The organism is Pseudomonas sp. BC42 (assembly GCF_021560055.1).
In the GTDB taxonomy this organism is placed as follows: domain Bacteria; phylum Pseudomonadota; class Gammaproteobacteria; order Pseudomonadales; family Pseudomonadaceae; genus Aquipseudomonas.
On record NZ_CP091067.1, the window covers coordinates 3,675,074 to 3,701,862 of the forward strand.

At 64.8% G+C, this 26,789-nt stretch carries 19 protein-coding genes; 8 read left to right on the forward strand and 11 right to left on the reverse strand.

The genetic code is table 11. The features are described 5' to 3' along the window. Window positions 1-49: 49 nt before the first annotated feature. Window positions 50-961 carry an AraC family transcriptional regulator gene (locus tag L1O02_RS16410; RefSeq protein ID WP_060843506.1) on the forward strand — a complete coding sequence of 304 codons (912 nt, stop codon included), beginning with the start codon at window positions 50-52 and terminating at the stop codon, window positions 959-961. A 20-nt stretch (window positions 962-981) separates the two neighbouring features. Here L1O02_RS16410 and L1O02_RS16415 read toward each other — a convergent pair whose 3' ends face one another. Genes L1O02_RS16415 through L1O02_RS16435 form a run of 5 tightly spaced genes read right to left on the reverse strand, consistent with a single transcriptional unit; the run spans window position 982 to window position 4,758 of the window. Beyond that, the gene (locus tag L1O02_RS16415; RefSeq protein WP_108543517.1) at window positions 982-1,653 is read right to left on the reverse strand and encodes a methionine ABC transporter permease; all 672 of its coding nucleotides are present in this window, start codon (window positions 1,651-1,653) and stop codon (window positions 982-984) included. After that, window positions 1,650-2,627, reverse strand: coding sequence for a methionine ABC transporter ATP-binding protein (locus L1O02_RS16420; RefSeq protein ID WP_060843504.1), 978 nt, complete (start codon window positions 2,625-2,627; stop codon window positions 1,650-1,652). The genes L1O02_RS16415 and L1O02_RS16420 overlap by 4 nt, the downstream gene beginning before the upstream one ends. After that, window positions 2,624-3,433 (reverse strand): MetQ/NlpA family ABC transporter substrate-binding protein, encoded by an 810-nt coding sequence (locus tag L1O02_RS16425; RefSeq protein ID WP_060843503.1) that lies wholly within the window; start codon window positions 3,431-3,433, stop codon window positions 2,624-2,626. The genes L1O02_RS16420 and L1O02_RS16425 overlap by 4 nt, the downstream gene beginning before the upstream one ends. Before the next feature lie 30 nt (window positions 3,434-3,463). Beyond that, window positions 3,464-4,501, reverse strand: coding sequence for an isopenicillin N synthase family oxygenase (locus tag L1O02_RS16430; protein WP_060839161.1), 1,038 nt, complete (start codon window positions 4,499-4,501; stop codon window positions 3,464-3,466). A gap of 41 nt (window positions 4,502-4,542) precedes the next feature. Next, window positions 4,543-4,758, reverse strand: a complete 216-nt coding sequence (locus tag L1O02_RS16435; protein ID WP_011061476.1) for a TOBE domain-containing protein — start codon at window positions 4,756-4,758, stop codon at window positions 4,543-4,545. Window positions 4,759-5,002: 244 nt separating this feature from the next. Between L1O02_RS16435 and L1O02_RS16440 the strand changes: the two genes are divergently transcribed. The 6 genes from L1O02_RS16440 to L1O02_RS16465 all read left to right on the forward strand — a co-directional run bounded on the left by L1O02_RS16440 (window position 5,003) and on the right by L1O02_RS16465 (window position 14,513). Next, on the forward strand, window positions 5,003-5,824 hold the full coding sequence (locus L1O02_RS16440) for an aldo/keto reductase (RefSeq protein ID WP_108543513.1): 822 nt from the start codon (window positions 5,003-5,005) through the stop codon (window positions 5,822-5,824). A 202-nt stretch (window positions 5,825-6,026) separates the two neighbouring features. Further along, window positions 6,027-8,861, forward strand: coding sequence for an ATP-binding protein (locus L1O02_RS16445; RefSeq protein ID WP_060839159.1), 2,835 nt, complete (start codon window positions 6,027-6,029; stop codon window positions 8,859-8,861). Continuing rightward, the gene (locus L1O02_RS16450; RefSeq protein ID WP_108543511.1) at window positions 8,848-10,038 is read left to right on the forward strand and encodes an EAL domain-containing protein; all 1,191 of its coding nucleotides are present in this window, start codon (window positions 8,848-8,850) and stop codon (window positions 10,036-10,038) included. The genes L1O02_RS16445 and L1O02_RS16450 overlap by 14 nt, the downstream gene beginning before the upstream one ends. A 109-nt stretch (window positions 10,039-10,147) precedes the next feature. Continuing rightward, window positions 10,148-13,354, forward strand: a complete 3,207-nt coding sequence (locus L1O02_RS16455; protein ID WP_108543509.1) for a hybrid sensor histidine kinase/response regulator — start codon at window positions 10,148-10,150, stop codon at window positions 13,352-13,354. Window positions 13,355-13,428: 74 nt separating this feature from the next. After that, entirely contained in the window at window positions 13,429-14,076 is a 648-nt protein-coding gene (locus L1O02_RS16460; RefSeq protein WP_060839156.1) for a response regulator, read from the forward strand. A 23-nt stretch (window positions 14,077-14,099) separates the two neighbouring features. Continuing rightward, a complete protein-coding gene (locus tag L1O02_RS16465; RefSeq protein ID WP_060839155.1) occupies window positions 14,100-14,513 on the forward strand; it encodes a TIGR03067 domain-containing protein in 414 nt (137 codons plus the stop codon). A 26-nt stretch (window positions 14,514-14,539) separates the two neighbouring features. Here L1O02_RS16465 and L1O02_RS16470 read toward each other — a convergent pair whose 3' ends face one another. Next, on the reverse strand, window positions 14,540-16,852 hold the full coding sequence (locus L1O02_RS16470) for an ATP-dependent DNA helicase (protein WP_108543507.1): 2,313 nt from the start codon (window positions 16,850-16,852) through the stop codon (window positions 14,540-14,542). Next, entirely contained in the window at window positions 16,849-18,501 is a 1,653-nt protein-coding gene (locus L1O02_RS16475) for a VRR-NUC domain-containing protein (protein WP_235758301.1), read from the reverse strand. Before L1O02_RS16475 ends, L1O02_RS16470 begins: the two co-directional genes overlap by 4 nt. Window positions 18,502-18,703: 202 nt before the next feature. Here L1O02_RS16475 and L1O02_RS16480 point away from each other — a divergent pair, with 202 nt between their 5' ends. Next, on the forward strand, window positions 18,704-18,928 hold the full coding sequence (locus L1O02_RS16480; RefSeq protein ID WP_060839152.1) for a YgdI/YgdR family lipoprotein: 225 nt from the start codon (window positions 18,704-18,706) through the stop codon (window positions 18,926-18,928). A gap of 15 nt (window positions 18,929-18,943) precedes the next feature. On the opposite strand, the gene L1O02_RS16485 is transcribed toward L1O02_RS16480, so the two are convergent. The 4 genes from L1O02_RS16485 to L1O02_RS16500 form a co-directional block, all read right to left on the reverse strand. Beyond that, entirely contained in the window at window positions 18,944-19,327 is a 384-nt protein-coding gene (locus tag L1O02_RS16485) for a hypothetical protein (protein WP_060843496.1), read from the reverse strand. A 186-nt stretch (window positions 19,328-19,513) separates the two neighbouring features. Beyond that, window positions 19,514-21,367 (reverse strand): polyurethanase, encoded by a 1,854-nt coding sequence (locus L1O02_RS16490; protein WP_060839150.1) that lies wholly within the window; start codon window positions 21,365-21,367, stop codon window positions 19,514-19,516. A 108-nt stretch (window positions 21,368-21,475) separates the two neighbouring features. Beyond that, on the reverse strand, window positions 21,476-24,568 hold the full coding sequence (locus L1O02_RS16495; RefSeq protein WP_235758303.1) for an autotransporter serine protease: 3,093 nt from the start codon (window positions 24,566-24,568) through the stop codon (window positions 21,476-21,478). Between the two features lie 522 nt (window positions 24,569-25,090). Further along, entirely contained in the window at window positions 25,091-26,773 is a 1,683-nt protein-coding gene (locus L1O02_RS16500; RefSeq protein WP_060843494.1) for a polyurethanase, read from the reverse strand. Between the last annotated feature and the right edge of the window lie 16 nt (window positions 26,774-26,789).

The window sequence follows — 26,789 nt, forward strand, 5'->3', positions numbered from 1 at the left end:
GATCCATATTCTAAAGTAGCGATTACTTGCTCCTGAGTGTTTCCCTTAGATGATTTCATCAAGCCCCTTGGTCGATTGGTTATTAGAAAGCCTGGAACTGGACGCCAGCCTGTTTCATGTCGGGCGCTACTGCGGTGGCTGGCACGCCAGCACCCAGGGGCTGGCCCGGGCCAGTTTCCACCTGATCGTGCAGGGCCATTGCTGGCTGCATATCGACGGCGTGCCCGAGCCCCTGCGCCTGAACGCCGGAGATGCGGTGTTCCTGCTGCGGGATCTGGGCTATCGACTGTCCAGCGCCCCGCAGCCTGAAGTGGCGCAGCAACTGCCACGCATCGCCATGAGCGCCCTGGATGCCGGCGCCCAGGATGGGGTCGGGCTGGTGTGCGGTTTCTTTCATTTCAAACCCGGGTTGTCGTCGCTGATCATCGAGGGTCTGCCGGGCTGGCTGGTGCTGCGGGCCGGCGATCCGTCGCTGAGCGCTGCCCGGGCGCTGTTCCAGCTGATTCTCGATGAGTGCCAGCGCGCCCCCGCGCCCTCGTCGGCACTGCTGGAGCGCCTCAGCCACCTGCTGTTTCTCTATGTGTTGCGCCAGCAGGTCAGTGACAACCAGGACCTCGGCGGCCTGGTGGCCCTGGCCCGGCATCCGGGGTTCGCCCCGTTGCTGGAGCAGTTGATCCAGCACCCTGGCCAGGCCTGGCCCCTGGAAAGCATGGCGGCGTTCACCGGGCTGTCGCGCTCGGCGTTTTTCAAGCGTTTCAATGAACTGGCCGGGCAATCGCCGGGACAGGTGCTGCTGGCCCTGCGCATGCGCCATGCCTGCCAGCTGCTCAAGGCCAACCAGACGGTGGAACAAGTGGGGGCCGCGGTGGGCTATCAGTCGATTGCCGCGTTCACCCGGGCCTTCACCAAGGCGGTGGGGCTGCAGCCGGGGGCCTATCGCAAGCAGCATGAAGGACGCTGAAGCGCCCTTTCGCGCCGGACTCAGCGCCGATGGGCCAGGGCCCGCACCAGCCGGTCGCCGACGCTCTGCACCCCCTGGACCAGCAGCACCAGGATCAGCACCGTGGCCACCATGATCTGGTTGTTGAAGCGCTGATAGCCGTAGCGGATCGCCAGATCCCCCAGGCCTCCGCCGCCGATCACACCGGCCATGGAGGAGAAGCCGATCAGCATCACCAGGGTCAGGGTCAATCCGGCCAACAGCGCCGGCAAGGCTTCCGGCAGCAGGGCCTTGAAGATCACGTGGCCGATATGCCCGCCCATGGCCAGGATCGCCTCGATCCGGCCCTTGTCCACTTCATCCAGGGCGTTCTCGACGATCCGTGCAAAAAACGGAAAGGCGCCGATGGTGATCGGCACCACCGCCGCGGTGCTGCCCAGGGTCGTGCCCACCACCAGCCGGGTCAGGGGGATCAGGGCAATCAGCAGCACCACGAAAGGCAGGGAGCGTCCCAGATTGACCAGGGCGCCCAGCAGGCGATTGAGCCGGGGCATGGGCCGCAGGCCGCCCGGGCGGCTGACGAACAGCAACACCCCCAGGGGCAGGCCGATCAACAGGGTGAACAGCGAGGCCAGGAACACCATGTACAGGGTTTCGCCGGTGGCGGTGAGCAGCAGTTGCGCCAGCTCCGGCCAATCGAGGCTGCGGTTCACAGGCGTTCACTCCGAATCCCTCGCTGGGCCAGGGCCGTCAGCAGTTGTTGGAATTTGCCGGCATCGGCGGGGGCGGCGGCGATGCGCAGGCGCCCTACCCGCTGGCCGCCCACGGACTCGACACCAGCGGCCAGCACCTTGAGTGGCAGCCCCTGCTGGCGACTCAGTTGCTGCAACAGCGGCGCGGCGCGCTGGTTATCGAAAAAGGTCAGTTCGGCTTCGGGCTGGCTACCGTTGAACGGCAGGTTGTAGCCCGGCAGCAAGGCACGGCCCAGTGCCGATTGCGGGTCCGCGAGCAATTGGCCGATCGGGCCGCTCTCCAGCAACCGGCCCTGGGCCAGGGAAGCGGCGTGGCTACAGATGGCCTTGACCACCGCCAGTTCGTGGGTGATCAGCACGATGGTCAGCCCCAGCTCGCGGTTGATGTGGGTCAGCAGTTGCAGGATCGAGGCGGTGGTTTCCGGGTCCAGGGCGCTGGTGGCTTCATCCGACAGCAGATAGCGAGGCCGCGCCGCCAGGGCCCTGGCAATCCCGACCCGCTGCTTCTGGCCGCCGGACAGTTGGGAAGGAAAGGCCCGGGCCTTGTCGCTCAACCCCACCAGGTCCAGCAGTTCCAGGACCCGGGCCTGGCGTTGCGGCCTGGCCAGGCCGGCGATTTCCAGGGGCACCGCGACGTTGTCCTCGACCGTGCGCGAATGCAGCAGGTTGAAGCCCTGGAAGATCATGCCGATGCCCTGGCGCTGCCGGCGCAACGAGCCCTCGGACAATGCGCCGAGGTCCTGGCCATCGATCAGGATGCGCCCGCTGCTGGGACGCTCCAGCAGGTTCAGGCAACGCAGCAGGGTCGACTTGCCGGCACCGCTGCGGCCGAGAATGCCGTACACCGCGCCGTCGGGAACCGTCAGTGAAACCCGATCCAGGGCCGGAGGCTGGCCCTTGCCATAGACTTTGCTGACCTGCTCCACCTGGATCATGGCTGGCGGCCCGCGACCGGGATCACCGAGCCCGAGTAGGTTTCACTGATGTATCGGGCCACTTCCGGTGAATTGAGGTCCTTGGCCAACTGGCGGATGCGCGGGTCGTCCTGCAGGTTGGGGGTGGTCACCAGGATGTTGGCGTAAGGGTTGTGCTCGGCCTTCTCCAGCCCCAGGGCGTCCTTGGCCGGCACCAGTCCGGCTTCAAGGGCGTAGTTGCCGTTGATCACGGCCAGGTCCACGTCCTCCAGGGCCCGGGGTATCTGCGGTGATTCGATTTCGAGGATTTTCAGCTGCTTCGGGTTGTCGGCGATGTCCTTGGGGGTGGCCTGGTCCCGGGCCGGGTCGCTGAAACCGGGCTTGAGGCGGATCAGCTGGTAACTCTGCAACAGGTACAGGGCGCGGCTGAGGTTGGTGACATTGTTGGGCACCGCCACGCTGCCGCCCTGAGGCACCTGGTCGAAGTTCTGGTGCCGCCGGGAGTAGATGCCCAGAGGCTCGATATGCACGCTGGCGGCCACCGCGAACGGCTGGCCCAGCGCCTGTTCCTGGGACTTGAGATACGGCAGGTGCTGGAAGTAGTTGGCGTCCACGTCGCCGTGGGCCAGCAGTTCGTTGGAATTCACGCCGTTGGGGATCTCGATGATCTTCAGTTGCAGTTGCGGGTCGAGCTTCTGCACATAGGCGAGGATCTGCGCGTGGGGCACCGGATCGGCGGCCACCCGCAACGGTTGCGCGGCGCTGGCCGGCAGGGTGTGTCCCAGGCTGGCCAGCAGCGCCAGGGCAAACAGGGGGGTCTTCAGCATGGCAATCATCCTTGGTTCGACGAATGAGGGTCAGGCGCTCAGGGCCTTGGGTATCAGGACATCGGCGTAGTAACGCTGGGCCACGTCGGGGTGCGAGCGCAGGCGGCCCTTGAGGTAGTTCCAGCCGACGTCGCGAAACAGCGGGTTGTGGGGGTCGCTGGCCGGGCCCCGGGCCTCCTGTCGCAGCGCCTCGGGCAAGGGGTACAGCGGCACCCGGGCATCGAGTTGGGCCCCCAGAAAGAAGGCGATGGACAGCCGCTCGCGGTCCGCCGGCGGCGACAGCACCCGGTGCACCGTGGCGCGCAGGTAGCCGTGGGTGGCCAGTTCCAGCAGTTCGCCGATGTTCACCACCAGGGTGTTGTCCCGGGGCGGCGCATCGATCCAGCGGCCCTCTTCCACCTCCACCTGCAGGCCGGCCTGCTGGTCCTGCAGCAGAAAGCTGAGAAACCCGGAGTCCTTGTGCGCGCCGACACCCTGGTTGCTTTGCCCCGCAGCGCGGCCGGGGTAGCGGATCAGCTTGATGTGTTCATTGGGCCGTGCACCGTACAGAGGGTCGAACGCCTGCTCCGGCAGGGACAGGGCCTGGGCGAAAGCGCGCAGCAGCCGCAGGGACATGCGGGTCATTGCCTGCTGCCACTCCAGCAGCAGCGGCTTGAGTTGCGGCAGCTGCGCCGGCCACTGGTTGGGCCCTTGCAGGCGCGCCCAGGGTGGGCTGTCGGGGTCCAGCGGCAGGGCCTGGCGTTCGGCCCCCAGATCGAACTGCTCGCGCAGGTCCGGCTGGCCGCGGGTAATCTCCGAAGCCGCGCGGTTGTAGCCGCGAAAATGCGGCGAGTGGATCATTCCCACGGCGGCCTTGTCGGCCTCGGGCAAGGCGAAGAATGCCCGGGCCTGCTCCTGCACCCGGCGCAGCAGATCGCTGTCGATGCCATGCCCGGTGAGGTAGAAGAAGCCGACGTCCCGCGCGGCCTGGCGCAGGTTGAGCAAAAACGCCTGGCGCTGTTCCTGGCTCGCCTCCAGTTGGCTCAGGTCCAGAATCGGTAGTGCGGTGATATCCAGCGAGTGCGGCATGGTTCACTCCCCTGTGAGTTGACGATGTCCGGTGGTCGGGCTCAGAGCTTGGCGATGGACACTTCGGTGGATTTGACGAAGGCGATCACTTCGCTGCCGACCTTCAGTTCCAGGTCGCGCACCGAGCGGGTGGTGATCACCGAGGTCACGATGCCCGAAGCGGTCTGCACGTCGATTTCCGACACCACCTGGCCTTCGTGGATCTCCTTGATCACGCCTTTGAACTGGTTGCGTACGTTGATGGCTTGAATGGTCATGCTGGCAAATCCTCTGCGGGCACCGGACTCAGGAATTGAGCGGCTGGTGACAAACATGCACCTTTGGCCAAAGCCTTCAAAGGAATAAATAATTAGTATTTTATGCCTTTTAGATATATTGAATTGCCGCCCTCGCCCCGGGGTTTGCCGGTCTGGAGTCCGTACAGCGGAACTTGACCGCCGCCCACGGCTTTGTTTCCCTGTGCCCTTCCCATCCGACTCGCCACAGATCCCAGGAGGCAGCATGCGCACGCTCGAGCTCGCGGACACCCAGGTTCCGGTCATTGGCCAGGGCACCTGGCGCATGGGGGAGGATCGTCGACTGCGGGATCGGGAAATCGCCGCGCTGCGCAGCGGGATCGAGCTGGGCATGACCCTGATCGACACCGCTGAGATGTACGGCGAAGGCGGCGCCGAGGAAGTGGTCGGCCAGGCCATTGCCGGGCGCCGCGATCAGGTGTTCCTGGTGAGCAAGGTCTATCCCCACAATGCCGGTCGCCAAGGCCTGCCCCTGGCCTGCGAGCGCAGCCTGCGGCGCCTGGGCACCGAGGTCATCGACCTGTACCTGCTGCATTGGCGCGGACACTACCCTCTGGCGGAGACCGTGGAGGCATTCGAGCGCCTGCGGGAGGCCGGCAAGATTCGCCGCTGGGGAGTGTCCAACTTCGATCTGGCGGACCTCGATGAACTCGGCGCGCCAGCCTGCGCCACCAATCAGGTGCTGTACAACCTGGAGTCCCGGGGCATCGAGTTCGACCTGCTGCCCGCCTGCCAGCAGCGCCGGATGCCGATCATGGCCTATTGCCCGATCGGCCAGGCCGGCGCCCTGCTGGCCGAACCGCAGTTGCAGCGGATTGCCCGGGAACATGGCGCGACCCCGGCGCAGGTGGCCCTGGCCTGGCTGTTGCGTCAGGACGCAGTGCTGGTGATTCCCAAGGCCGTGAATCCGGAACACGTGCGCCTCAATGCCCGGGCCGGCGAACTACAATTGCGGCCCCAGGACCTGCAGGCACTGGATCAGGTGTTTACCCCGCCTCGCCGCAAGCAGCCTCTGGAGATGGTTTAAACGTTATAGCGGAATCAGACATGTTCGATTGCAAGCGAAGTTACAAGAGATTAATTGCAAGAAAGTGACTACCCGCAAAGTTGCTCTTTCAGACAATTAACTTAGTGTCCGGAAAAGTTTCAACAGTATAAAAATCCTTTGCTTCCGGTTATTTAAGAATTGTCTGATCCCTGCTTGTCATGCCCCCAATTACAGTTGGCGGATGAGATTAAAAAGCTACCTGCATCAGATCAATCCCCTTTTTTCCAGTCCTGAAGCAGCCCGTCGGCTGCTTCGTGTCGTCGCGCTGATTTTCCTGATCGGCCTGCTCGGCGCCGTCTACAACTTCCTGCGTTCGAGCATCAACAATGAACTGTCGCAACGGCGCAGCTACATGAGCAGCGCCATCGCCGAAGCGCAGACGTTCTTCACCAGCCGCGAAGCCTTGCTGGAAAGCCTGAGCCTGTCGGCCGTGCACAAATCCCGGCAAAACCCCAACTATGAATCCAGCAGCGACCCCGAGGAGGAAATCCACCTGCAACTGGGCGCCCCCGGGGAGCATCAATGGGGGGTCTGGCTCACCCAGCGCATGCGCGACTACCTGAAAAGCAAACAGCTGAACCTGCTCTACGTCCACGACGGCGAACAACCGCCTGTCCAACGTCTGTTCAGTACCCAGCCCGAAGCCGCCTACCTGCCCGCACTGATGCTGGCCAAGCTGGCCAGCCTGAACTCCTCGCAGATCCCGACGGGGCAACAGCTCTGGCTGATGGATCACTCCTCGAGCAGCGCCCGCCTGTACATCTTCACCCGGCTCGACGAGCGCTACCCCAACTCCGGCTGGCTGGGCCTGGAGATGGAAGGCAACAGCGTATCCGCCGCCCTCAGCGATCAAAGCGCCGGGGACTTCATGATGTTCAACTCCCAGGGTGGACTGATCTTCAGCAGCACCCCCAGCGCCCAGTTGAGCGAGGAGGTCCGGCAAGTCCAGGGCGGCAGCTTCTTCGGGTTTCTCGGCGGCCGCTGGTGGCCCGATCACCTGGTGATCCGCAAACAGCTGGGGTCGTCGGACTGGCAACTGGTCTACGCCTTCGACCTGCACAATCTGCTCAAGAGCCTTTGGCCGCAATTGCTTGCGGCCTTGCTGATCAGCCTGTTCGGCATGGCCTTGATCGGCTTCCTGAGCCACTGGATCGAGGTGCGCCTGATCGCTCCGGCGCTGCACCGGATCCAGGCCCTGATCGAAAGCGAGGCATTCAGCCGCGACGTGATCCAGATCGCCCCGGTGGCGCTCTGCGTGCTGCGCCGCAGCGACGGCCAGGTGGTGCTGGAAAACACCTTGTCCCAGCAGTGGCTGGGCAACGGCACCGAGCGCGACCAGCTGTGTGCCGGCTGGATCGAGCAGGCTTTCGACCCCAATCGCCCCAACAGCTCGGACTACTTCGAAACCGCCGACGGACGCCATCTGTACCTCAGTTCGGCGCCGACCCGCTACAACGGCGAAGACGTGCTGTTCTGCGCCTTCAGCGACATCAGCGCGCGCAAGCAGATCGAAGCGGCGCTGGAGGAAGCCAAGCGCCTGGCCGATACCGCCAACGAAGCCAAGACCCTGTTCCTGGCCACCATGAGCCACGAAATCCGCACACCGCTGTACGGCGTGCTCGGCACCCTGGAGCTGCTCTCGCGCACCCAGCTGGACAACCAGCAGAAAGACTACCTGCGGGCCATCGAGGGCTCGTCCGGCACCCTGCTGCAGTTGATTTGCGACGTGCTGGATGTGTCCAAGATCGAGGCGGGTCAACTGGCCCTGGAACTCAGCGAGTTCTCCTCCCTGGATCTGGTGCACGAGATCATCCAGGGTTATGCCGCCGCGGCCCAGGCCAAGGGCTTGCAGTTCTACGCCTGCGTGGATCCGCATTTGCCCGAAGTGCTGCTCGGCGACGTCACGCGCATCCGCCAGATCCTCAGCAACCTGCTGAACAACGCGGTCAAGTTCACCGACTCCGGGCGCATCGTCCTGCGGGTCCGGGTGGACAGCCGCGACGGTGAGCGCAGCAATATCCTCTGGCAGGTTTCCGACACCGGCCGCGGTATCGCCCAGGACGACCAGACCCTGATCTTCGAGCCCTTCTACCAGACCGAGGGCAACACCAACGTGATCGCCGGCACCGGGCTGGGCCTGCCGATCTGCCAGCGCCTGACGCAGTTGATGAACGGCAACATCCGCATGGTCAGCGAACTCGGCCTGGGCAGCAGTTTCACCCTGACCCTGCCTCTGGAAGCCTCCTCCCTGGGGGCCAGTGCGCCACTGATCAGCCCGTTGCTGCCGGAGATGATCTACGTGGTGTCGCCGGTGCGCGAACTGGCGGAGTCCGTGGCCGGCTGGTTGCGCCGCTGGGGGGCCCGGGCCCAGTTCAGCCTGCCGACCCAGTCGGATCGCAACCGCGGCCATGTGCTGATCGAACTGCATCCCGGCACCGTGGAGCAGCGCCTGGAGCCGGACTGGCAGGGCCCTCTGGTGCTGGCCAGCGGCGACGGCCACAACGAACCGCGGATTCGGGGCGGCTGCTGGCATGTCAACACCAACAACCTGCGGGCCATCCACCAGGCGGTCAGCCAGGCCCAGGGCGTCTGGGTGGTTGCGAGCGAGGAGCACCCCGACAGCCGAGAACTGAAAAAACTCAGCCTGCATGTCCTGGTGGCCGAGGACAACGTGATCAACCAGCTGATTCTCAAGGATCAGCTGGAAGAGCTCGGTTGCAGCGTGGAATTGGCGTCAAACGGCGAAGAGGCGCTCTGCATCTGGAGAGCCGGGCACTTCGACGTGATCCTGACCGATGTGAACATGCCCAAGCTCAACGGCTACGAACTGGCCAAAGAGCTTCGGCGTCAGGGCTGTTCGATCCCGATCATCGGGGCGACGGCCAATGCAATGCGCGGAGAAGAAGAGCTCTGTCTTGCAGCCGGGATGAACCACTGCCTGGTCAAGCCGTTTGCATTAAGAGCGTTGTTCAACTATCTGGCGCCCTATGAAAGAGCCCCTCATGAAGTCCTGTAGCATTTTGATCGTCGAAGATCAGCCGTTTCAGTACATGTACCTGCAACACTTGTTCAACGAGCTGGGCCCGTATCAGCTGGAGGTCGCAAGCAACGGCAGGGAGGCCCTGGAGCGTCTCAAGCAGCGGCACTTCGATCTGGTTCTGACGGACCTGCTGATGCCCGGCATGGACGGTGTGCAGTTCATCCAGGGCCTGGCCACCCATCGTGTGCGCCCGGCCCTGGCAATCATGAGCGCCTCTTCGCGGCGCATGCTCATGGGCGCCAGCCTGGTGGCCCGCAACCTGGGCCTGCGGGTGATTGGCCTGATCTCCAAACCGGTCAACCTGGCCGCCCTGCGCAGCATCACGGCACAACTGCCGGGGCTTACCAGCAACGAACCGACGCCGGCGGTGTGGGTCGAGTGCAGCCGTGAAACCCTCCAGCACGCCCTGCGCGACGCGCAGATCCAAGCCTGGTTTCAACCCAAGAAGGCCCTGAACAACGGGCGCATCGTTGCCGCCGAGGCCCTGGTGCGCTGGATGCACCCGCAGCACGGCATGTTGCTGCCCTGCGACTTTCTTCCGGAGCTCACCGAGGCCGGCCTGGAGGAAGAACTGCTGTGGCTGATCCTCGATCAGGCCCTGGCGGCCCAGGTGTGCTGGCGCGAGGAAGGTTATGACATCCCGGTCTCGATCAATCTGCCGACCCACCTGCTCAACAGCGCCGACCTGGCCGACCGCCTGTATGACTTTGTCATCCAGCGCAACGGCATACCGGGGAAGATCTGCTTCGAACTCATGGAATGCTCGACCCCGGAACACATCAGCAACTTCTACGCGGGCGCCTGCCGCCTGCGCATCAAGGGTTTCGGCTTGTCCCAGGACGATTTCGGCAAAGGCTATAGCTCCTACATGAACCTGGTGTCCACGCCCTTCACCGAACTGAAGATCGACCGGGCCCTGGTCCAGGGCTGCCACGCCAACGAAGAGCTGGCCCAGGCCCTGACCAGCATCATCGCCCTGGGTCGGCAGTTGGGCCTGACGGTGGTCGCCGAGGGCGTGGAAAGCGCCCAGGAGCTGGCCTTGCTGAGAAAGATCGACTGCACCCAGGTGCAGGGCTTCCTCATATCCCACGCGGTGTCCTCGCAACAGTTTCAGCAACTGCTGGCCCAAGATGGACCGGCAACGGTGTACTAGCCGATGAACCCATTGCCCTGCTCCGCACCAGCCACTCATCGCTGACCGCCTTGCTTCAGAGAGAGGAATCTCGAACGCGGGGCCCTTCTACGTATCTGGGAATTCAGTGATGAAATACCGCAATACCTTGATGGAGAATCTGACTCGCAGTTCGATTCGCCTGAACAAGGGCCTGCTGACCCTGGCGGGCCTTGCGCTGCTGCTGTTCGCCCTACTGTTCTGGACCACCCAGCGCCTGATCGATGAACAGCACAACAGCGTCAGGCTGCATTTCGCGCGGTTGATGGAAAACATCCAGGAACAGGAACTGTTTCTGCAGAAGCTGGCTTCCCGTCAAGCGAGCGCAGCGCCGCTGGCTGCCGAGCAGCCCCTGCCCCATGACGCCAATGACCTCTCCCAGGCCCAGCCGCCGTTGCTGACGCCCTTCGACCCGAGCTTCGACTCTCAACCGCAGGCCGCCAACGAACTGCCCAAGGCCTTCGCCCTGGGCCTGCAGCTGTCGACCTTCTACAACGCCTTCTGGTCCACGTCGCCCTATCACGCGCCCCGCACCTTTCTGTTCAACAGCTTCGGCAACTACGACATCAGCCTGCCGGCGGCGCGCCAGGCGCGCGGCAATCCGTGGCAGGGCAACGGCTCCCATGACGGCGAAATGGAACAGGTGCTGCGGCAACTGAAGGTCAAGCACAACGACCCGCGGGATCAACAGGTGCATTGGCAAACCTACAGGCTCCCGGAGTCACTGAACGTCGCCCCCAAGCTGCTGGCCTACGTCAATCTGCACCTCGGACCGCAGCCGTTGCAGCTGCATGGCGCCAACAGCTGGATGATGGTGGCGTCGCTGCTCAATCTGGACAAGATCAATGACATCGAGCGCCTCATGGACTGGTCGATCTACGACGACTTCACCCTCATCGAACCTTCCGGCAGCGTCCTCAGCGGCTCTCTGCCTGCGGCCAGGGCATTGCGCGAAGGCCCGAACTTCGGCTTGCGGGGCATGGTCTTCAAAGTCACCAGCCCGACTCCGGCGCTCTGGACCGGGCTCTACAGCATCAGCTACAAAAGTTATCTCGGTTATGCCCTGTGGCTGCTGCTGGGCCTCCCGGCGCTGGCCCTGGGCGCGATCGTCTGTGGCTGGATCGCCAGCCGCTGGTACCGCGACCGGGTGGTGGCTCCGGCGCAACTGGCGCACCAGACCCTTGCCGAGAGCGAGGCCTTCAGCCGCGTGGTGCTCGATACCGCGCCCACCGGCCTGTGCGTGGTGCGCCGTGAGGACTTCAAGGTGCTGATGGAGAATCGCCAGGCCGTGCAGTGGCAAGGCACGACCCAGTTGCTGAGCATGCTGCAGCGCGACCCGCCCTTGAGCGACAGCGGCGAAACCTGCCTCGAGATCGAAGGCCGGCACTTGCAGGTGGGGCTGGTCGCCACCCGCTACCAGGGGCAGGACGTTCTGCTGTGCACCTTCTATGACATCACCGCGCATGTGCAGGACGCGCAACTGCTGGAACAGGCCCGGCTCGCGGCGGACGCGGCCAACCAGGCCAAGACTCTGTTCCTGGCCACCATGAGCCACGAGATCCGCACCCCGCTGTACGGCGTGCTCGGCACCCTGGAGCTGCTGGGCCTGACCCCGCTCGACGCGCGCCAGAGTGAATACCTGCAAACCATCCAGCGCTCTTCCAGCAACCTGTTCCAACTGATCAGCGACGTGCTCGACGTGTCCAAGATCGAGTCCGACCAGATGAGCATCGAACCCGTGGAGTTCTGTCCACTGGACCTGGTGGAAGACGCGCTGCGTAGCTATGCGGCCTTCGCCGAACGCCGCGGACTGCTGCTCTACGCGTGCATCGACCCGAGCCTGCCGAACCTGATGCGCGGGGATGCCGGGCGCATCCGGCAGATTCTCAACAACCTGTTGAGCAACGCCATCAAGTTCACCGACAGCGGCCGGGTGGTGCTGCGCGTCCGGGTGCTGGCGCAGCAGGACAGCATGGCCAGCATCGAATGGCAAGTCACCGACACCGGGATCGGCATCTCGCCGTCGCAGCAGCCGCAGTTGTTCGACCCCTTCTACCAGGTCCGCGACGCCTCCAATGAGGCCGGTGCCGGGCTTGGGCTGGCGATCTGTCAGCGTCTCAGCGAGATGATGGGTGGACACATACAGGTGATCAGCGAACCGGGGCTGGGCAGCAGTTTCTCCCTGCGCCTGAGCCTGCCGTGCCTGGCAGGCGCCCTGCCCGGCGCCGCGCCGCTGCCCGAGGGGCCACCGGTGTATGTCCGGGCGCCGGTGCCGGAGCTGCAGAAAAGCACCTGCGAATGGCTCAACCGTCTCGGCCTGCAAGCCTTTCCGGTGCCCCTGTGCGCGGACGACAAACCGCGCAATACGGTGCTGATCGACATGTTGCCCCGTGACAGTCAGCCCGGCTGGCCCGGTCCCTGTGTCACCGCCGGAGCGGCGGGTCACCGGGACCACCCGCAAGCGCAATGGGCGGTCGACGCCCACGATATCCGCGCCATCGCCCAGGCCGCGGCGCTGGCCCGCCAGGGACAACCCCTGGACCTGCTGCAACGCGCCCCCGGCACCTTGCGCCACCTGGCGCTCAATGTCCTGGTGGCGGAAGACAATCCGCTCAATCAGACGATCATCAAGGAACAACTCGAAGCCCTGGGTTGCCAGGTGACCCTGGCGTCCAACGGCGAACAGGCCCTGGAACAATGGCAGCACCAGCTGTTCGACATTGCCGTCACCGACGTCAACATGCCGCTCATGAATGGCTACGATCTGGCCCGGGAGCTGCGCCGACGCGAGCCGAAGCTGCCGATCATCGGCGTCACCGCCAACGCCCTGCGCGAGGAAGGCAGCCGTTGCCTGGCCGCCGGCATGAGTGCCTGGATCGTCAAGCCCATGACCCTGCAGACCCTGCGCGGGCAACTGGAAAAACTCTGCCCGGTGCCTGACAGCAACACCGCAGCGCCCGCGACCATCAGGCCGGTGGAGCCGCTGCAGCCCCGGGAACCGGCTCCGGCCGAGCAGCGGATACAGGTGTCGGAGAAAATGCGACCGCTGTTCCTGAGCACCATGCGTGACGATCTGCAACGCCTGGCCAAGGCCCTGGAAACCGGCTCGGGCCGGACCGCCGCCGAGCGCCTGCACAGCATCGCCGGGGCCATGGGCGCGGTGCAGGCCGGCATCCTGGCCAAGGCCTGCGCCGAGCTGGAGTGCCAATTGCTGGAAAACACTTTGAATCCGATTCTGGAGGGCCAAGTCAGGCAACTGATGCAGCACTTGTCGGAACTTCTGCTGCCCCTTGAATAATGGGTGGCAGGGTTTAATGTACCGTCAGTCTTATGTTTCTTTACTAAATTGCGTATTACACGGGTGTGTTTGCCATGGAAAAACTGAAAGTAGTCATTGCTGACGATCACCCTATTGTTTTGCTCGGCGTGCGCGAGCTCATGGAGCGCGACGACCGCTTCGAAATTGTCGGTGAAGCGGTATGTTCCAAAGGCCTGATCCAGCAGCTGGAATCCCGGCCGGTGGACATTGTGATTACCGACTACAACATGCCCGGAGACTCGCCTTACGGCGATGGCCTGAAGCTGGTGGAGTACCTCAAGCGCAACTTCCCGCACTTGCAGATCCTGATCCTGACCATGATTTCCAATCAATTGATCCTCACCCGCCTGCGCGAGTTGGGGGTGGTGGGCGTGATCCAGAAAAGCCAGTTGCACGAGGAGATCCAGACCGCCCTCAAGGCCATCGCACAAAAAGGCGTGTACCGCAGCCTGGAGCCGGCCTCCCATTCGGTGATGGAATCCAATGTGGCGATCGACGAGCGAATTTCCACCCTGTCGCCCAAGGAATTTGAGATCCTGCGGCTGTTCGTTTCCGGCAAGAGCGTCAGCGACATCGCCCGCAGCCAGAACCGCAGCTCCAAAACCATCAGTGCCCAGAAGATCTCCGCCATGCGCAAGCTGGACGTGCAGAGCGACCAGGACCTGCTGACCTACTGCATTGGCCGCAACATCTTCAACTGATCGTCATAAGGAAGCCCCCGAAAATGGATGGTTCGTCCCCCCTGAAGCACGCCGACCTGCTGCAGCTCGAGGCGCTGCAAGGCGCCTGGGAACAGATCTCGATGGAAGACAGCGGCGTACTCGACCCACCGGACGAGCACAGCGCGCCAGGCGCCCTGACCCTGATCGAAGGCAACCGCTTTCGCGTGGTGACGGTGGCCGGGGACACCCTGCTGGCGGGGAGCTTCAGCCTCGACAGCAGCACCCGGCCCAAGTCCATCACCTGGGTCGATTCCATCGGAGCCGACGCCGGCAAGCCCTTGCCGGCCAGCTACCAACTGAGCGCCGATGAGTTCGTGTTCATCGCCGCCGACGAGGGGCAACCGCGGCCCACCCGTTTCAGCACCGGGCCGGGCCAGACCCTGCGCCGCTTTGTCCGCGTCCACCGGGGCCAGTGACAGCGCCATCCCCTCGCCGCTGATCATCAATCCCCGCCAAACCCTGCCGCCGGCTCCACCTCAGCCGGCCCCGCACCCTCGGCCTGGATCGCCCACCACCCCGGCAACAACTGCCGCACCCGGGACTCGGCGAAACGGTCGTCAATCAGCATCAGCACGCCACGATCGGTCTGGCTGCGAATCACCCGCCCCGCCGCCTGCACCACCTTCTGCAAGCCCGGATAGAGGTAGGTGTAGTCGTAGCCGGAACCGAACAACGCCGCCATGCGCTGTTTCATCTGCTCGTTCAGCGGATTGAGCTGGGGCAGCCCCAGGGTGGCGACAAAGGCACCGATCAGCTTCGTCCCCGGCAGATCGATGCCTTCGCCGAACGCCCCGCCCAGAACGGCAAAGCCTATGCCCTGCCCCTCGGCGCGAAACTGCTGGAGAAAGTCCTGGCGCGAGGCTTCATCCATGCCCCGGGACTGCAACCACAGGGGGATGTGCCGGTGTTCCCGGGCCAGCAGCTCGGCCACCTGCTGCAGGTAATCGAAGCTGCTGAAGAACGCCAGGTAGTTGCCCGGCCGCGCGGCGAACTGGCGGGCCAGCAACTCGACGATCGGCGCCAGCGACGCCTGCCGGTGCACATAGCGGGTGGAGATGCGGCTGACGATCTGCACCTGCAACTGGGCGGCGGCAAAGGGCGACTCCACCTCCAGCCACACCGTGCTGTCCGGCAGGCCCAGCAGGTCACGGTAATAACGCTCGGGATTGAGGGTGGCAGAAAACAGCACGGTGCTGCGGGCCGCGCTCAGTCGCGGGCCCAGCAACGCCGCCGGCACCACATTACGCAGGCACAAGCGCGACAGACTGCGCTTGGCGCTCAGGGCGCGCTTGCTGATGTCGAAGATGAACTGCCGCTCATCGAACAGCTCCGCCACCCGGGCAAACTGCAGCAACTCGAAGTACAGCCCCTGCAGGCCGGCGTCCAGGCCCTGGGGCTGCTCGTTGAAGTAGTCACCCAGGGCCGTGACGCACAGGGCCAGGGCCCTGAGCAGCGCCGTGGGCAACTGGCTATAAGCCTGATACGGCGCGAGCTGTTCCTTGTGCAGGGCATTCCATTCTCGGTTCAGGCGTTGCAAGGCGCCTTTGAGCACCTGGGGCGCAGTGTGGCGCACGGCGGCCAGCTGTTGCTGATCCAGGCTTGCGCTGTACATGCCGCGCCCGCGCTCCACCAGGTTGTGCGCCTCGTCCACCAGCACCGCCAACTGCCACTGATTGGCCTGGGCCAGGCCGAACAGCAAGGCGCTGAAGTCGAAGTAGTAGTTGTAGTCGGCCACCAGCAGATCGCTCCAGCGGGCCATTTCCTGACTCAGGTAGTACGGACAGACCTGATGCTCCAGGGCCACCTGGCGCAGCGCCTGGCGGTCGAGCATCGGCACCTGGCTGGCCGCCTGGCGCGCCGCCGGCAGGCGTTGGTAGAAGTCCCTGGCCAAGGGACAGGACTCACCATGACAGGCTTTGTCCGGGTGTTCGCAGGCCTTGTCCCGGGCCACCAGCTCCAGGACCCGCAACGGCAGCCCGGCCTGCCCGGCGAACAGCACCCGCGCCGCATCCAGGGCCAACTGCCGTCCCGGGGTCTTGGCGGTGAGAAACAGCAGCTTGTCCAACTGCTGCGGGGCCATGGCCTTGAGCATGGGGAAAATCGTGCCCAGGGTCTTGCCTATGCCGGTGGGGGCCTGGGCCAGCAGGCAGCGGCCGGTGCTGACCGCCTTGTACACCGATTCGGCCAGGTGCCGCTGGCCCTGGCGAAACGTCGCGTGGGGAAAGTTCAGGGCGCGGGTCGCCTGGTCCCGGGCTTGACGGTGGGCCAGTTCCTGCTGCGCCCACTGCAGAAACACCGCGCATTGGCGCTGGAAGAACGCCTCCAGTGCCGCGGCACTGTGTTCCTCCACCAGGGCGGTTTCCTGTTCGCTGGCCACGTCGAAATACACCAGCGACACCCGCAGGCTCGGCAACTGCAGGCTCTGGCACAACAGCCAGCCATAGACCCTGGCCTGGGCCCAATGCAACTGCCGGTGGTTGTCCGGCATGCGCGCCAGGTCGCCACGGTAGGTCTTGATCTCTTCCAGCAGGTTCTGCGCCGGGTCGTAGCCGTCCGCCCGTCCCCTGACCAGCAGCTCACCGTATCGGCCCTCCAGGGGCACTTCGCTCTGGTAGTCGGGATTGCGCCGGGCCGCCACGGTGCGGTGCCCGAGCATGCCCTCCAGCGCACTGGGCGACGGGGTGAAGCGCAGATCCAGGTCGCCGGTCTTGGCACTGAACTCACACAGGGCTCGCACCGCGACGCGATAGCTCACGAGGACGGGTCCTGCCACTGCACGTAACACACCACCACCGGCATCTGGTGCTCCTGGCAGAAGTCCAGCCAGCGCAGCTGGTTGTCCTGCAGGCGATCCCCCGGGCCCTTGACCTCGATCATCCGGTAGCGCTTTTCCTCGGGCCAGAACTGGATCAGGTCCGGCATGCCGGCGCGGTTGGCCCGGATGTCCAGCAGCAGCCGCTGGAACCAGTGTTTCAGGTGTTCGGCCGGCAGGCAGTCCAGGGCCAGTTCCAGCAGTTCCTGGCTCAAGACGCTCCAAAACACGAAAGGCGATTGCAGGCCCCATTTGGCGACAAAGCGCTGACGGATGCTGTCCCGGTAACGGCCATCCTCCAGCTCCTCCAGGCACGCCTGGAACAGCTCGCTGCGCCGCGGGTGAAAGTCCTCGCTCAACAGATCCACCGGCCCACGCTGGAACGGGTGGAAGAACGCCCCCGGCAAGGGCGCGAAGATCGCCGGCCAGCACAGCAGCCCGAACAGCGAGTTGATCAGGCTGTTCTCCACGTAATGCACCGGTGCCTGGGGCTGATGCAGATGAGCCTGGACCTGCAGCTCCACCGTCAGCCCGGCGGGGTCCCGGGGCAGGCTCAGGTCCAGCCGCGCCACCTCGCGGCTGACCACCCGGGACGCCGGTGGCCCTCCCAGCTTGCGCCGCAAGCGCGGCATCACCCGCAGCAACTGCTGGGCCTCGGCGGCGCTCTGGGGCGCTGCCGCGGCCTGTTCGGCCAGGGTCAGGGCCGCTCGATACTCGGCGCTGAGCTCCAGAACCCGGATCAGCCGCAAGCGCGCCCCGGGGTAGCTGCACTGCTGATAGATCTGCCGGGCCAGCGGCCAGTCGGCCTGGCGTTCGCAATGCTGCCCCAACAGGAACAGCAGCTTGGCGCGACGCTTCTCCAGCCAGGCGTTGGCGCTGCTGAACGCAACGATACGCGGCAGCACCGCCGGCAGCGGCTCGCCGGCCTCGCAGGCCTCCTGGCATTGCTGCAGGTAGATGAAACCGTCGACGTCGTCGCGACTGCGCAGGCCCCGGGCATCGGCGCTGATCTCGACTTTCTCGTAGCTGTAGATCCCCAGGTCCGCGAGCACAAACTCCGACCAGTCCTGATAGAGGTTGCCGAAGAACATCAGCCGCAACCGATCGCACAAGGGCATGACCGTCAGGCTCAGCAGCCGGTCGGCCAGTGCAGGACACCATTGGCCGAAAGCCCGAGGCTGCGGAGACAGCGCCTGCAGCGCTTCCAGCCACTGGCTCTTCTTGGCCTTGGCCGACAATCCCCGGTCGCTGAAGCACTGCAGGATCTCGGCCTTTTGCAACAGGCCGAACAGCTCATCCAGGGTCAGCGGCGCTTGCTCGTCGACCCAGCCCAGCGCCAGCAACGGCAGCAGGGCCCCGGCGCTGTCGGCGATTTCCGGGTAGCTCAGCTTGCTCAGGCGAAAATGCCGGCCCTTGCGCATCACCATGCGCACCAGCAAGGCCTGGGACGGCTCGGCCAAGGCAGCGAAATCCGTGATGAAGCGCTGCTCCTCGGGGGTCAGTACATCGGCATAGCGCTGCTCCAGCCAGTTCAGCACTTGCTGGAAGTTGCACAGGTAATAGAGGGGGTTTTCGAGGGGGTTGGAAGTCACTGAACAAACACGCCACGGCTGGATCGATACTGGTTATGCGTACAGATAACAGCCGGCGCCCCGCTCTGGCAAACACTATTGGATAAATGGCGGGACGAAGATTTTTCCAATGACCCGGCGAACTTTCGTCGTCTTCACTACACCAAGGGGCCATGACTATAGTGTCCGCCGTAACGGGGACACCCCCTGATGAGAGGTCTGTATGAATGTGAAGAACCTGGGACTGCTGTTGACCGCCTTCGGCGCCCTGACCCTGGCCGGCTGCGCCTCGCCCACGGTGGTGACCTTGCAGAACGGCACCCAGTATTTGACCCGGGACCAGCCCAAGACCAGGACCGCGGATGGTTTCTATGAATTCCAGGACATTTCCGGCAAGACCGTACGGGTCAAGGCGGACGATGTGGCCACGGTCCGCCAGGAAAAATGATGCAGCTCCCGCGCTTCAGGGCGACCAGGGCAACGGGCCCTGCCCTGGCGTGCAGGAAATCCCCAGAGGCTTGCCTCGCTTGGACAACTGGTCACGCACTTGCTGGCAGCGCTCGCGCTCGCGCGCCTCGGCGTTGTCGATGCTGATGTTGCCGGTGCTCGGCGGCGCCGTGCCGTCCCCCAGGCGCAGATTGACCAGCGGTGGCTCGGGCTGCAGGTTGAAGCGGCTGGCAGGCGCCGGCTGCGACTGGGCAGGCGCCGGCTGACCGGCCGGCAACTGATCCACGCTCACCCCGTAACGTTGCAAAATCGAGCTGCGAGGCAACTCCTCGGCGGCGACCAGCCCCGTCCACAGGGCCATCAGCACCCCGGCACTCGCCCATCTCTTGGTGTTGCTCACAGTCAAAACTCTCCTGCCATTACCTTGAATCCGTTGCTGTCCGGCCCCCACAGAACCCTGGGTTGCTGTAATAACGGGTCAACCGGCGGCGGCTTTAAGGATATTGGAGTCGTCACTTGACCTGCAGGTCACTTTTTCCCGTCCGGACAGCGCGGGGCCCGTGCCGGCCCCCGCGCCGCGGATGCATCAGGCGATGGTGATGCCCGAGCCGTTGAGCTGCTCAAGACTGACGCCCACCAGGGTCACCGTGTCCTGGCCAAAGGTCAGCAGCGTGTCATGGCCGCTGCTGCTGGCGTGGGCACGGTAGTCCTGGCCCGGCAGCACCCCGCTCACCCCCATGAACACCAGTTTGTCGCCGCTCTGGTAGCCGAGGATGCGGTCCTGGCCGAAATGACCGGTGAACAGGAAGGTGTCGTTGCCCCCTCCCGACTCCATCAGGTCATTGCCGGCGCCACCGACAAACACGTCATTGCCCCGGCCACCGATCAGGTGATCGTTGCCGTCCAGGCCGAACAGCCAATCGCCGCCGGCACCGGCCTTGAGCAGGTTGTCCCCGGCATCGCCTTTTACCGACGAGGCGTAGTGGGTCAGTTGGGCGCCCACCTGCAAGCCCTGGTCGGTCACCTGATGCAGCACGTCGTCCTTGAACAGGCCCCAGAGAAACCCCGGCTCCTTGCTCTGGATCGCGCCGATGTCACGGGTGATGCTGATCCCGCCGTTGGCATCGCGCACGTACAGGGTGCCGGCGCCGTCGCTGGCAAAGCTGTAGTCGCCGATGGAGTGCTGCAGGTCCAGGGTGTTGCTGCCCTTGCCCCCGAGAATGATGTTGTAGCCGCCATCGTCGCGGAAGGTGTCATTGCCGTCGCGGCCCTCCAGGTAGTCGTTGCCGCGGCCGCCCTGAATCAGGTCGTTGCCGTCGCTGCCGATGATGAAGGTGCTGCCCTTGTGGGTTTCGGCGTTGCGGTTCAGGTCCTGGACCCAGGTGCTGCCCCGGGCCGGGTCCGACAGGTTGGCCACGACAATGGTCGAGTCCTTGCTGGTGAAGTCGTAGAACTTCGATTGCAGGACCCGGGTCAGGCCATCGCCGTAGCCGGTGGGCAGGTGGGAGATCCAGGTGGGGATGTTGAGGATCGAGAACGGCAGCACGTTCCACAGCGACGAGGCGTAGTGGTCGTTGAAGTTGACGATGTTGTTGGTGGCCGAATCCTGATGGGCGTCGTGCACGCCAAGGGACGACAGGTTGAAACTGGAGCCGTCCAGGGCGCGGAACACCGGGTCGTTCTCATAGCCGATGTTCAGCACCTTGTCGCTGGCGCTCTGGGTCGGCGAGGCATAGGCGATGTAGTTGGCATCCTTGTAGAACCCGGACCAGCGTTCGCCGCTCAGGTCCGCCAGGCTGTTGACCCCCAGCCCGCCGAGGCTGTGACCGCTGACCAGGATGTCCTTGCCCGACAGGCCATTGGCCTGGGCAAAAGCCGCCACATCGGCGAACAGTTTGCCGAAGGCCTCACCGGCGTAGTTCTTCGCATAGTCCTTGGGTCCCAGGGCGGCCAGCAGGTCACTGATGACATCACCGATGGTGTCGCCGATCACCGACTCCCGTGGCCCGCTGGTGCCGCGAAAGGCGATGCCGATGGAACTCAGGTGACCCTGGGCATCGTACTTGCCGAGGATCTCCACCTGGGCCGTGCCGTAGCCGTCCTTCTCGCCGAAGAAGGTGCCCCGGGCATCCACCTTGCCGCTGTAGCCCAGTTGCTGGGCACTGAGGGTGGACCACCCGGCCTGGTGCAACGCGTCCTTGGCGGCCTGCTCCGAATCCGGGTTCCAGGGAATGCCAGGGATCACGCCCTGGGAATCGCTACTGCCGATCAATGCGCTGACCAGGGTTGCCGGCAGGCCCAGGCCGAAGCCGTTGTGCTGGTAACCCACGGCGAAGCCGTTGTCGAGGTTGTGATAGGAGTACAGCGTGATCGCCAGCGCATCGGAAAACAGCGCCTTGGAATCGGCTGCGGTGAAGTTCTTGTAGTCAAAGACACCCATGGTATTGCCTCTCTTTTGTTGGAATTGTCAGAGAAAGCTCAGGCCCTCCAAGCCCGTTTCCGGGTCCGCAGGACCTGTACAACACCTTGCACATCCGTTGCCTGGGTCTTAGAAAGTCCAGTCCAGGGTCAAGCCGACCCCATGGTTCCGGTCACGGCTGCCCAGCAACCCGTTGTAATCCAGATTGACCCGGGTCTGTCGACCCAGGGCAATGCCCGCCCGTGCACCGACGACCGCTGCATCCCGGTCCAGTGACAGGCTCTGTACCTTGTAGCTTTGTCCACCGTCGGCAAACGCCAGATGCTGATCGGCGCCGGTGGCGCTCAGATTGTGCTGCCAGCCGAGGGTAGCGGACAGTTCCACAGTCTGCCCGGAAGACAACTGCAACTGCTTGCCGGCACGCATGCCCAGGGTCGAGAGCCAGGCCTCGCGATTGTCGCTATCGCCCTTGAGTGCCGTGGCGCCGCCGTGTTCCTTGAAGCGCTCGCTGTCCACCTGCACATAGGCCAGGCTGGCAAAGGGTTCCAGGGCCATGGGCTGCAGATCCAGGTGCCACGCCGCCTCGCCGAACAACTGCAGGCTGCGGGCATCACGCTTGCTCTTCTGGCGATCGGCAACCTCGTCGTATTGCAGCTCGCGCCGAGTGGCGATGCGGTGCCAGCTGTAGGAACCGCCCAGGCTCAGGCGCAGTTGTGCAAGCTCGCGTCCGGCGTAGGCACCCAGGTGGTAGCTGTCGATGCTGGCCGAAGAATGCCGGCCATCGCCCATGCTCAGCGAGCTGTCGCTGTAGCCGGTGAACACGCCCAGACGGGTGCTCGGGTCCACTTGCCCGTCGACACCGGCCAGCAGGCCGCCGATGGAGCGGGTATAGCCGGCTCGATCCTGGCCGCCGTCGGCCTTGCCCCAGGCGCCGAGGGTCTTGAACCACAGCCCCTGCTCGCCGCCCTCGACAGTAGGCACCGCGTCCCCGCCCTGCAGGCGCAGCCGCTCACCCATCGCGTCACGCAGGTAGCGGCTGTCATTGAGCAACTGGCTGCCAACGGCCGGATGAATTTCCCCGGACAGTTGCTCGAAGGCCTGCTGTGCACTGGCCGCGCTGGCGGCCAGCAGCAGGCTTTCATACACCGGGTTGCCCGCCCCCAGTTGCTCGGCAGCATCGGCCACCGAACGCTGGTTGGGGCTCAGGCCGATGCTGCTGAACGAGGTGGCATTGCGCGCCACCGCCAGCTGCACACCGCCGGCGCTGTAATTGAGGTTGCCCCCCAGAAACAGCGAGTTGGACAGCACCGGGCCAAAGCTGCCCTGCACGCCATTGGCGGCCTGCAGGATATCCAGCTGCCGCCCCACCAGGCTCGGGACCCGCTGTGCATTGAGGGACAACCCCGGGTTTTCCAGTTCCAGTGCCAGGCTGGCCCCGCCGAGGGTTGCCTGGCCGTCGCTGACGATCCGGTCGCTGCCGCTGGGGGACACCTCCACCGCGTAGGTCGAACCCGGGAGGAAGTTCACATCGGCGCTGACATGCAAGGTGCCGATGGAGTTGCCCGGGGCCACAATCGCGCCCGGGTTGGCGGTCAGTGCGCCCACGCGGCCCGTGCCGCCGAGGATGCCACCAGCGTTCACCGTCACCGCCGACAGCAGCGAGCCGTTGACCGCCAGCCGCCCCTGGTTGACCAGGGTCGGCCCGGCGTAGGTGTTGGCGCCGCTGAGCACCAGGGTGCCGACGCCCTGCTTGGTCAGGCCACCGTGGCCACTGATGTCGTTGTTCCAGATATCCAGCACACAGCTGATGTCATTGCAGCGCCGCTGGGTCGGCTTGCCGGCATCCAGCAACGCGCCATAGCCCGGCAGGTCAGCGACGAACTGGGACGAGCCGTAGCCGCCCTGGACCCGCAGCGCCTCGGGGATGTCCGCCTCGGTCACCAGCATCCCCGGCCCGCGAATGCCCTTGTCCAGATTGATCATCCCCCAGCCGTACAGCTCATCGACACCCGGGGCCCCCAGGTCGGTGGCCGTGGTGCGCAGGACGCTGGCGACCTGGGCCGCGCTCATGTAGGGGAAACGCTCCATCAGCACCGCCGCGGCACCGGCCGCATGGGGCGCGGCCATGGAGGTGCCGTTCTTGTTGGCGTAGCCCAGGGTCATGTTCGCAAGGCTGGTGCCACCGATCACCGAGCTGTAGATCCGGGTGCCGGGGGCCGACACGCAAAAGCTCGCGGTGTAGCCGCAACGCGAGGAAAAGGTGCTGATGACGTAGGGATCGGCGCTGCTGGTGTCGGGGTTCTGCTGCAAGGCTGCAACGGTCAGCCAGTTGGGGGCGATCTCCGGTACGAAGTAGGCCAGCCCGGCGATAGCGTCGGGGTTGTTCAGGTTGTAATCGTTGCCGGCGGCGAAAATCGTCAGCACCCCGCTGCGGGCTGCGGCGATGGCCCCGTCGTAGGCGCCCCCCGGCAAGCTGCCCAGCAGCGGCTGGATCTGCGCGAACTGTGCCCGGGCGTCATCCAGGGTGAAGTGCGGGAACGCCGGATCGCGCCCGCCTTTGCTGAAGCGATCGGTGATGCCGATGCCCCAGCTGTTGTTGATGATCCGCGCGCCGCTGGCCACCAGGCCGTCCCAGCCGGCCTTGTACACCGCGCCATCGTTGCCGAGGATGATGCCGTCCTCGGGCCCCGGGTCGCCGTTGTCGGCACTGATGATCTGGGCGTCGAAGGCCACCCCGTGCATCGCCCCACCGTCGCGGTTACCGGCGGCAATCCCGCCGACGTGAGTACCGTGAGAACCCAGCTTGCCGTCCGAGCCCACCGATGGGCGACCGTCATAGACGAAGGCATCGCCGGCCCGCACCGGAATATAGGGATCGGTGTACTGGCGAATGCCGCTGGTGACCAGGGTCAGCACCTTGCCCGGGCTGGCGAACTCCGGATGCTGGGCATACACCGGCTGGTCGAAGATCCCCAGCTTGACGCCCTTGCCGCTGTAACCGGCGGCATAGGCACTGTCGGCATGAATCGCCCCCAGGCCCCAATCGGCCTTGAACTCGGCGCTGCGCCAGCTGCCAGCGTCGCCCCGACGGCCGTTCTCCACATAGGGCGCCGCCTGGGCCGTGCCCAGCAGCGCCACCCAACCCAACAGTGCCGGAGCCAGGGTCAACCATCCCCGTTCCTGCCCAAGCACAGCGCCATCCTTGCGTTTGACTTGCTTCACTTCGACCTTCCTTAGTTGTGTTGCGAAATGGCCCTGGCAGGCTCCCTGCCCGCCGCTCGAATGACGTCGTGGAAACGCCATTGCAGATTGACTCCGACACCCTTGTGTCGCTCACCAACACCCCAGGCGCGCCAATGCCGCAGCACAGGCGCACGGGACTGGGCAGCACCTGCTGGGCTTGCTGGTTGTTCGAATAAAGGGAAGGTTGCATGGCCAGCGCCAGAGCGCCGATGGCATGGGGAGCGGGAACGCCCCGCTGGCCGGTGTTCCGAACGGCGTTGGGCGGCCGTCAACGGCAGGCCTGCGGTAAACGCCAGGCACACCGTGCCCGCCAGCCTGTTGAACTGATGACATCTGACATCCATGTTGATGACTTCTCGTTTTTTGTTGTTGTTCGATCGTCCATCCAGGACGGATCAGGATGTTGCCGGCGACTTCAGGGGAGCCACCCCGACGTTCTCTGGGTTCAAGGTCCGCAAAGCCCGGGGGAGCGAATCCTGCGCTCCCCCGGCCGAGGCTGAATCAGGCGAACACGATGCCTGAACCGTTGAGCCCCTCAATACCGACCCCCACCAGGGTCACCGAGTGCTCGCCCACCTTGAGCAAGGTGTCGTTGCCGCTCTGGGACAGGTGCTGGCGATAGTCGTACTGGCTGTCGATGCCCGGCACGCCCATGAACACCAGCTTGTCGCTGTACTGGTAGCCCTGGATCAGGTCGAGCCCGAAGTGACCACTGAACAGAAAGGTGTTGGCCCCGCCCCCGGTGGAATGCATGACGTCGTTGCCGGCACCGCCGACGAAGGTCACGTTGGCCTTGTCGCTGCTGAGCAGGTCGTCGCCGCCATGGCCGAACAGCCAGTCGCCGTCGACGCTGGCCACCAGCGCGTTGCCATAGGCATCGCCGTTGAGGGAGTGGTTATAGGCGGTCCACTGGTTGCCGTGCTGCAGGCCGTCGGCGGTCACGCTGTAGCTGACATCCTTGCCGAACAGTTGCCACCAGCTCCCGGCCTCGTGGCTGACCAGGGCCCCCACGTCGCGGGTCATGCTGATGCCGCCATAAGCATCGCGGATATACAGGGTGCCGTCGCCGTCGTTGGCGATGGAGAAATTCTGCAGCGGCTGTTGCAGCTCCAGGACGTTGTGCCCCTGGCCGCCATGGATGATGTTGTAGCCGCCGTCGTCGCGGAAACGGTCATCCCCGGCACCGCCGTCCAGGTAGTCATTGCCCTTGCCGCCGTGCAGCAGGTCGTTGCTCTGGGTGCCGATGATCAGGGTGCTGCCGGTGTGTTTCTGCGCGTACAGATTGAGGTCCTTGACCCACACCTGATCACGCTGGCCCTCGGACAGGTTGGAGATCACCACCGTCGAGTCGCGGCTGGTCAGGTCATAGAAGTCCGAGCCGATCAGGCGGTTGAGGCCCGCGGCGTAATCCACCGCGCTGTGGGCCGACCAGGACTTGGGGTTGAGGATGCTCTGGGGAATCCACTGGCCAAGGAACGATGAGTAGTGATCGGTGAAACTGACGAGGTTGTTGGTCGCCGACTCCTGGGGCTTGTCGTGAGTGCCCAGGGACGACGCGTTGAAGTGGGTGCCGTCCAGAACGCGGAACACCGGGTCGTTTTCATAGCCGATGTTCAGCACCTTGTCGCCGGCGCTCTGGGTCGGCGAGGCGAAGGCCAGGTAGCTGGCGTCCTGATAGAAGCCGCCCCAGTGATCGGTACTCAGGCTCGCCAGGCTGTTGACCCCCAGCCCGCCCAGGCTATGGCCGGTGACCAGCACGTCGCTGCCGCTCAGGCCCTGGGCCGTGGCGAAGGCGGCGACCTTGCCCAGCAGGTTGTCGAAGGCCAGGCGGCTGTAGTTGTCGGCAAACCCCGAGACGAAGGCCGCCTGCAGGTCGTTGAGGCCGTCCTTGAGGCTGTCGGTGCCGCGAAAACTGATGCCGATGGACAGCAACTGCCCGGCGCCGTCGTACTTGCCCAGGATCTCGACCTGGGCATCGCTGACCACGGCCTGTTCGCCGGAAATGGTGCCCTGGGCGCTGACATGGCCCTGATAGCCCAGCTGCGAGGCGCTGATGGGCCGCCAGGACGTCCCCGGCAAGGCCTCGCCAGTGGGGTTCGATGCATACAGGGCCAGGGTGATGGCCTCGCTGTACTGGGCCTTGCCGGCACTGCCCAGCGCACTTTTGTAGTCGAAGATGCTCATGTGCGTTGCTCCTTTT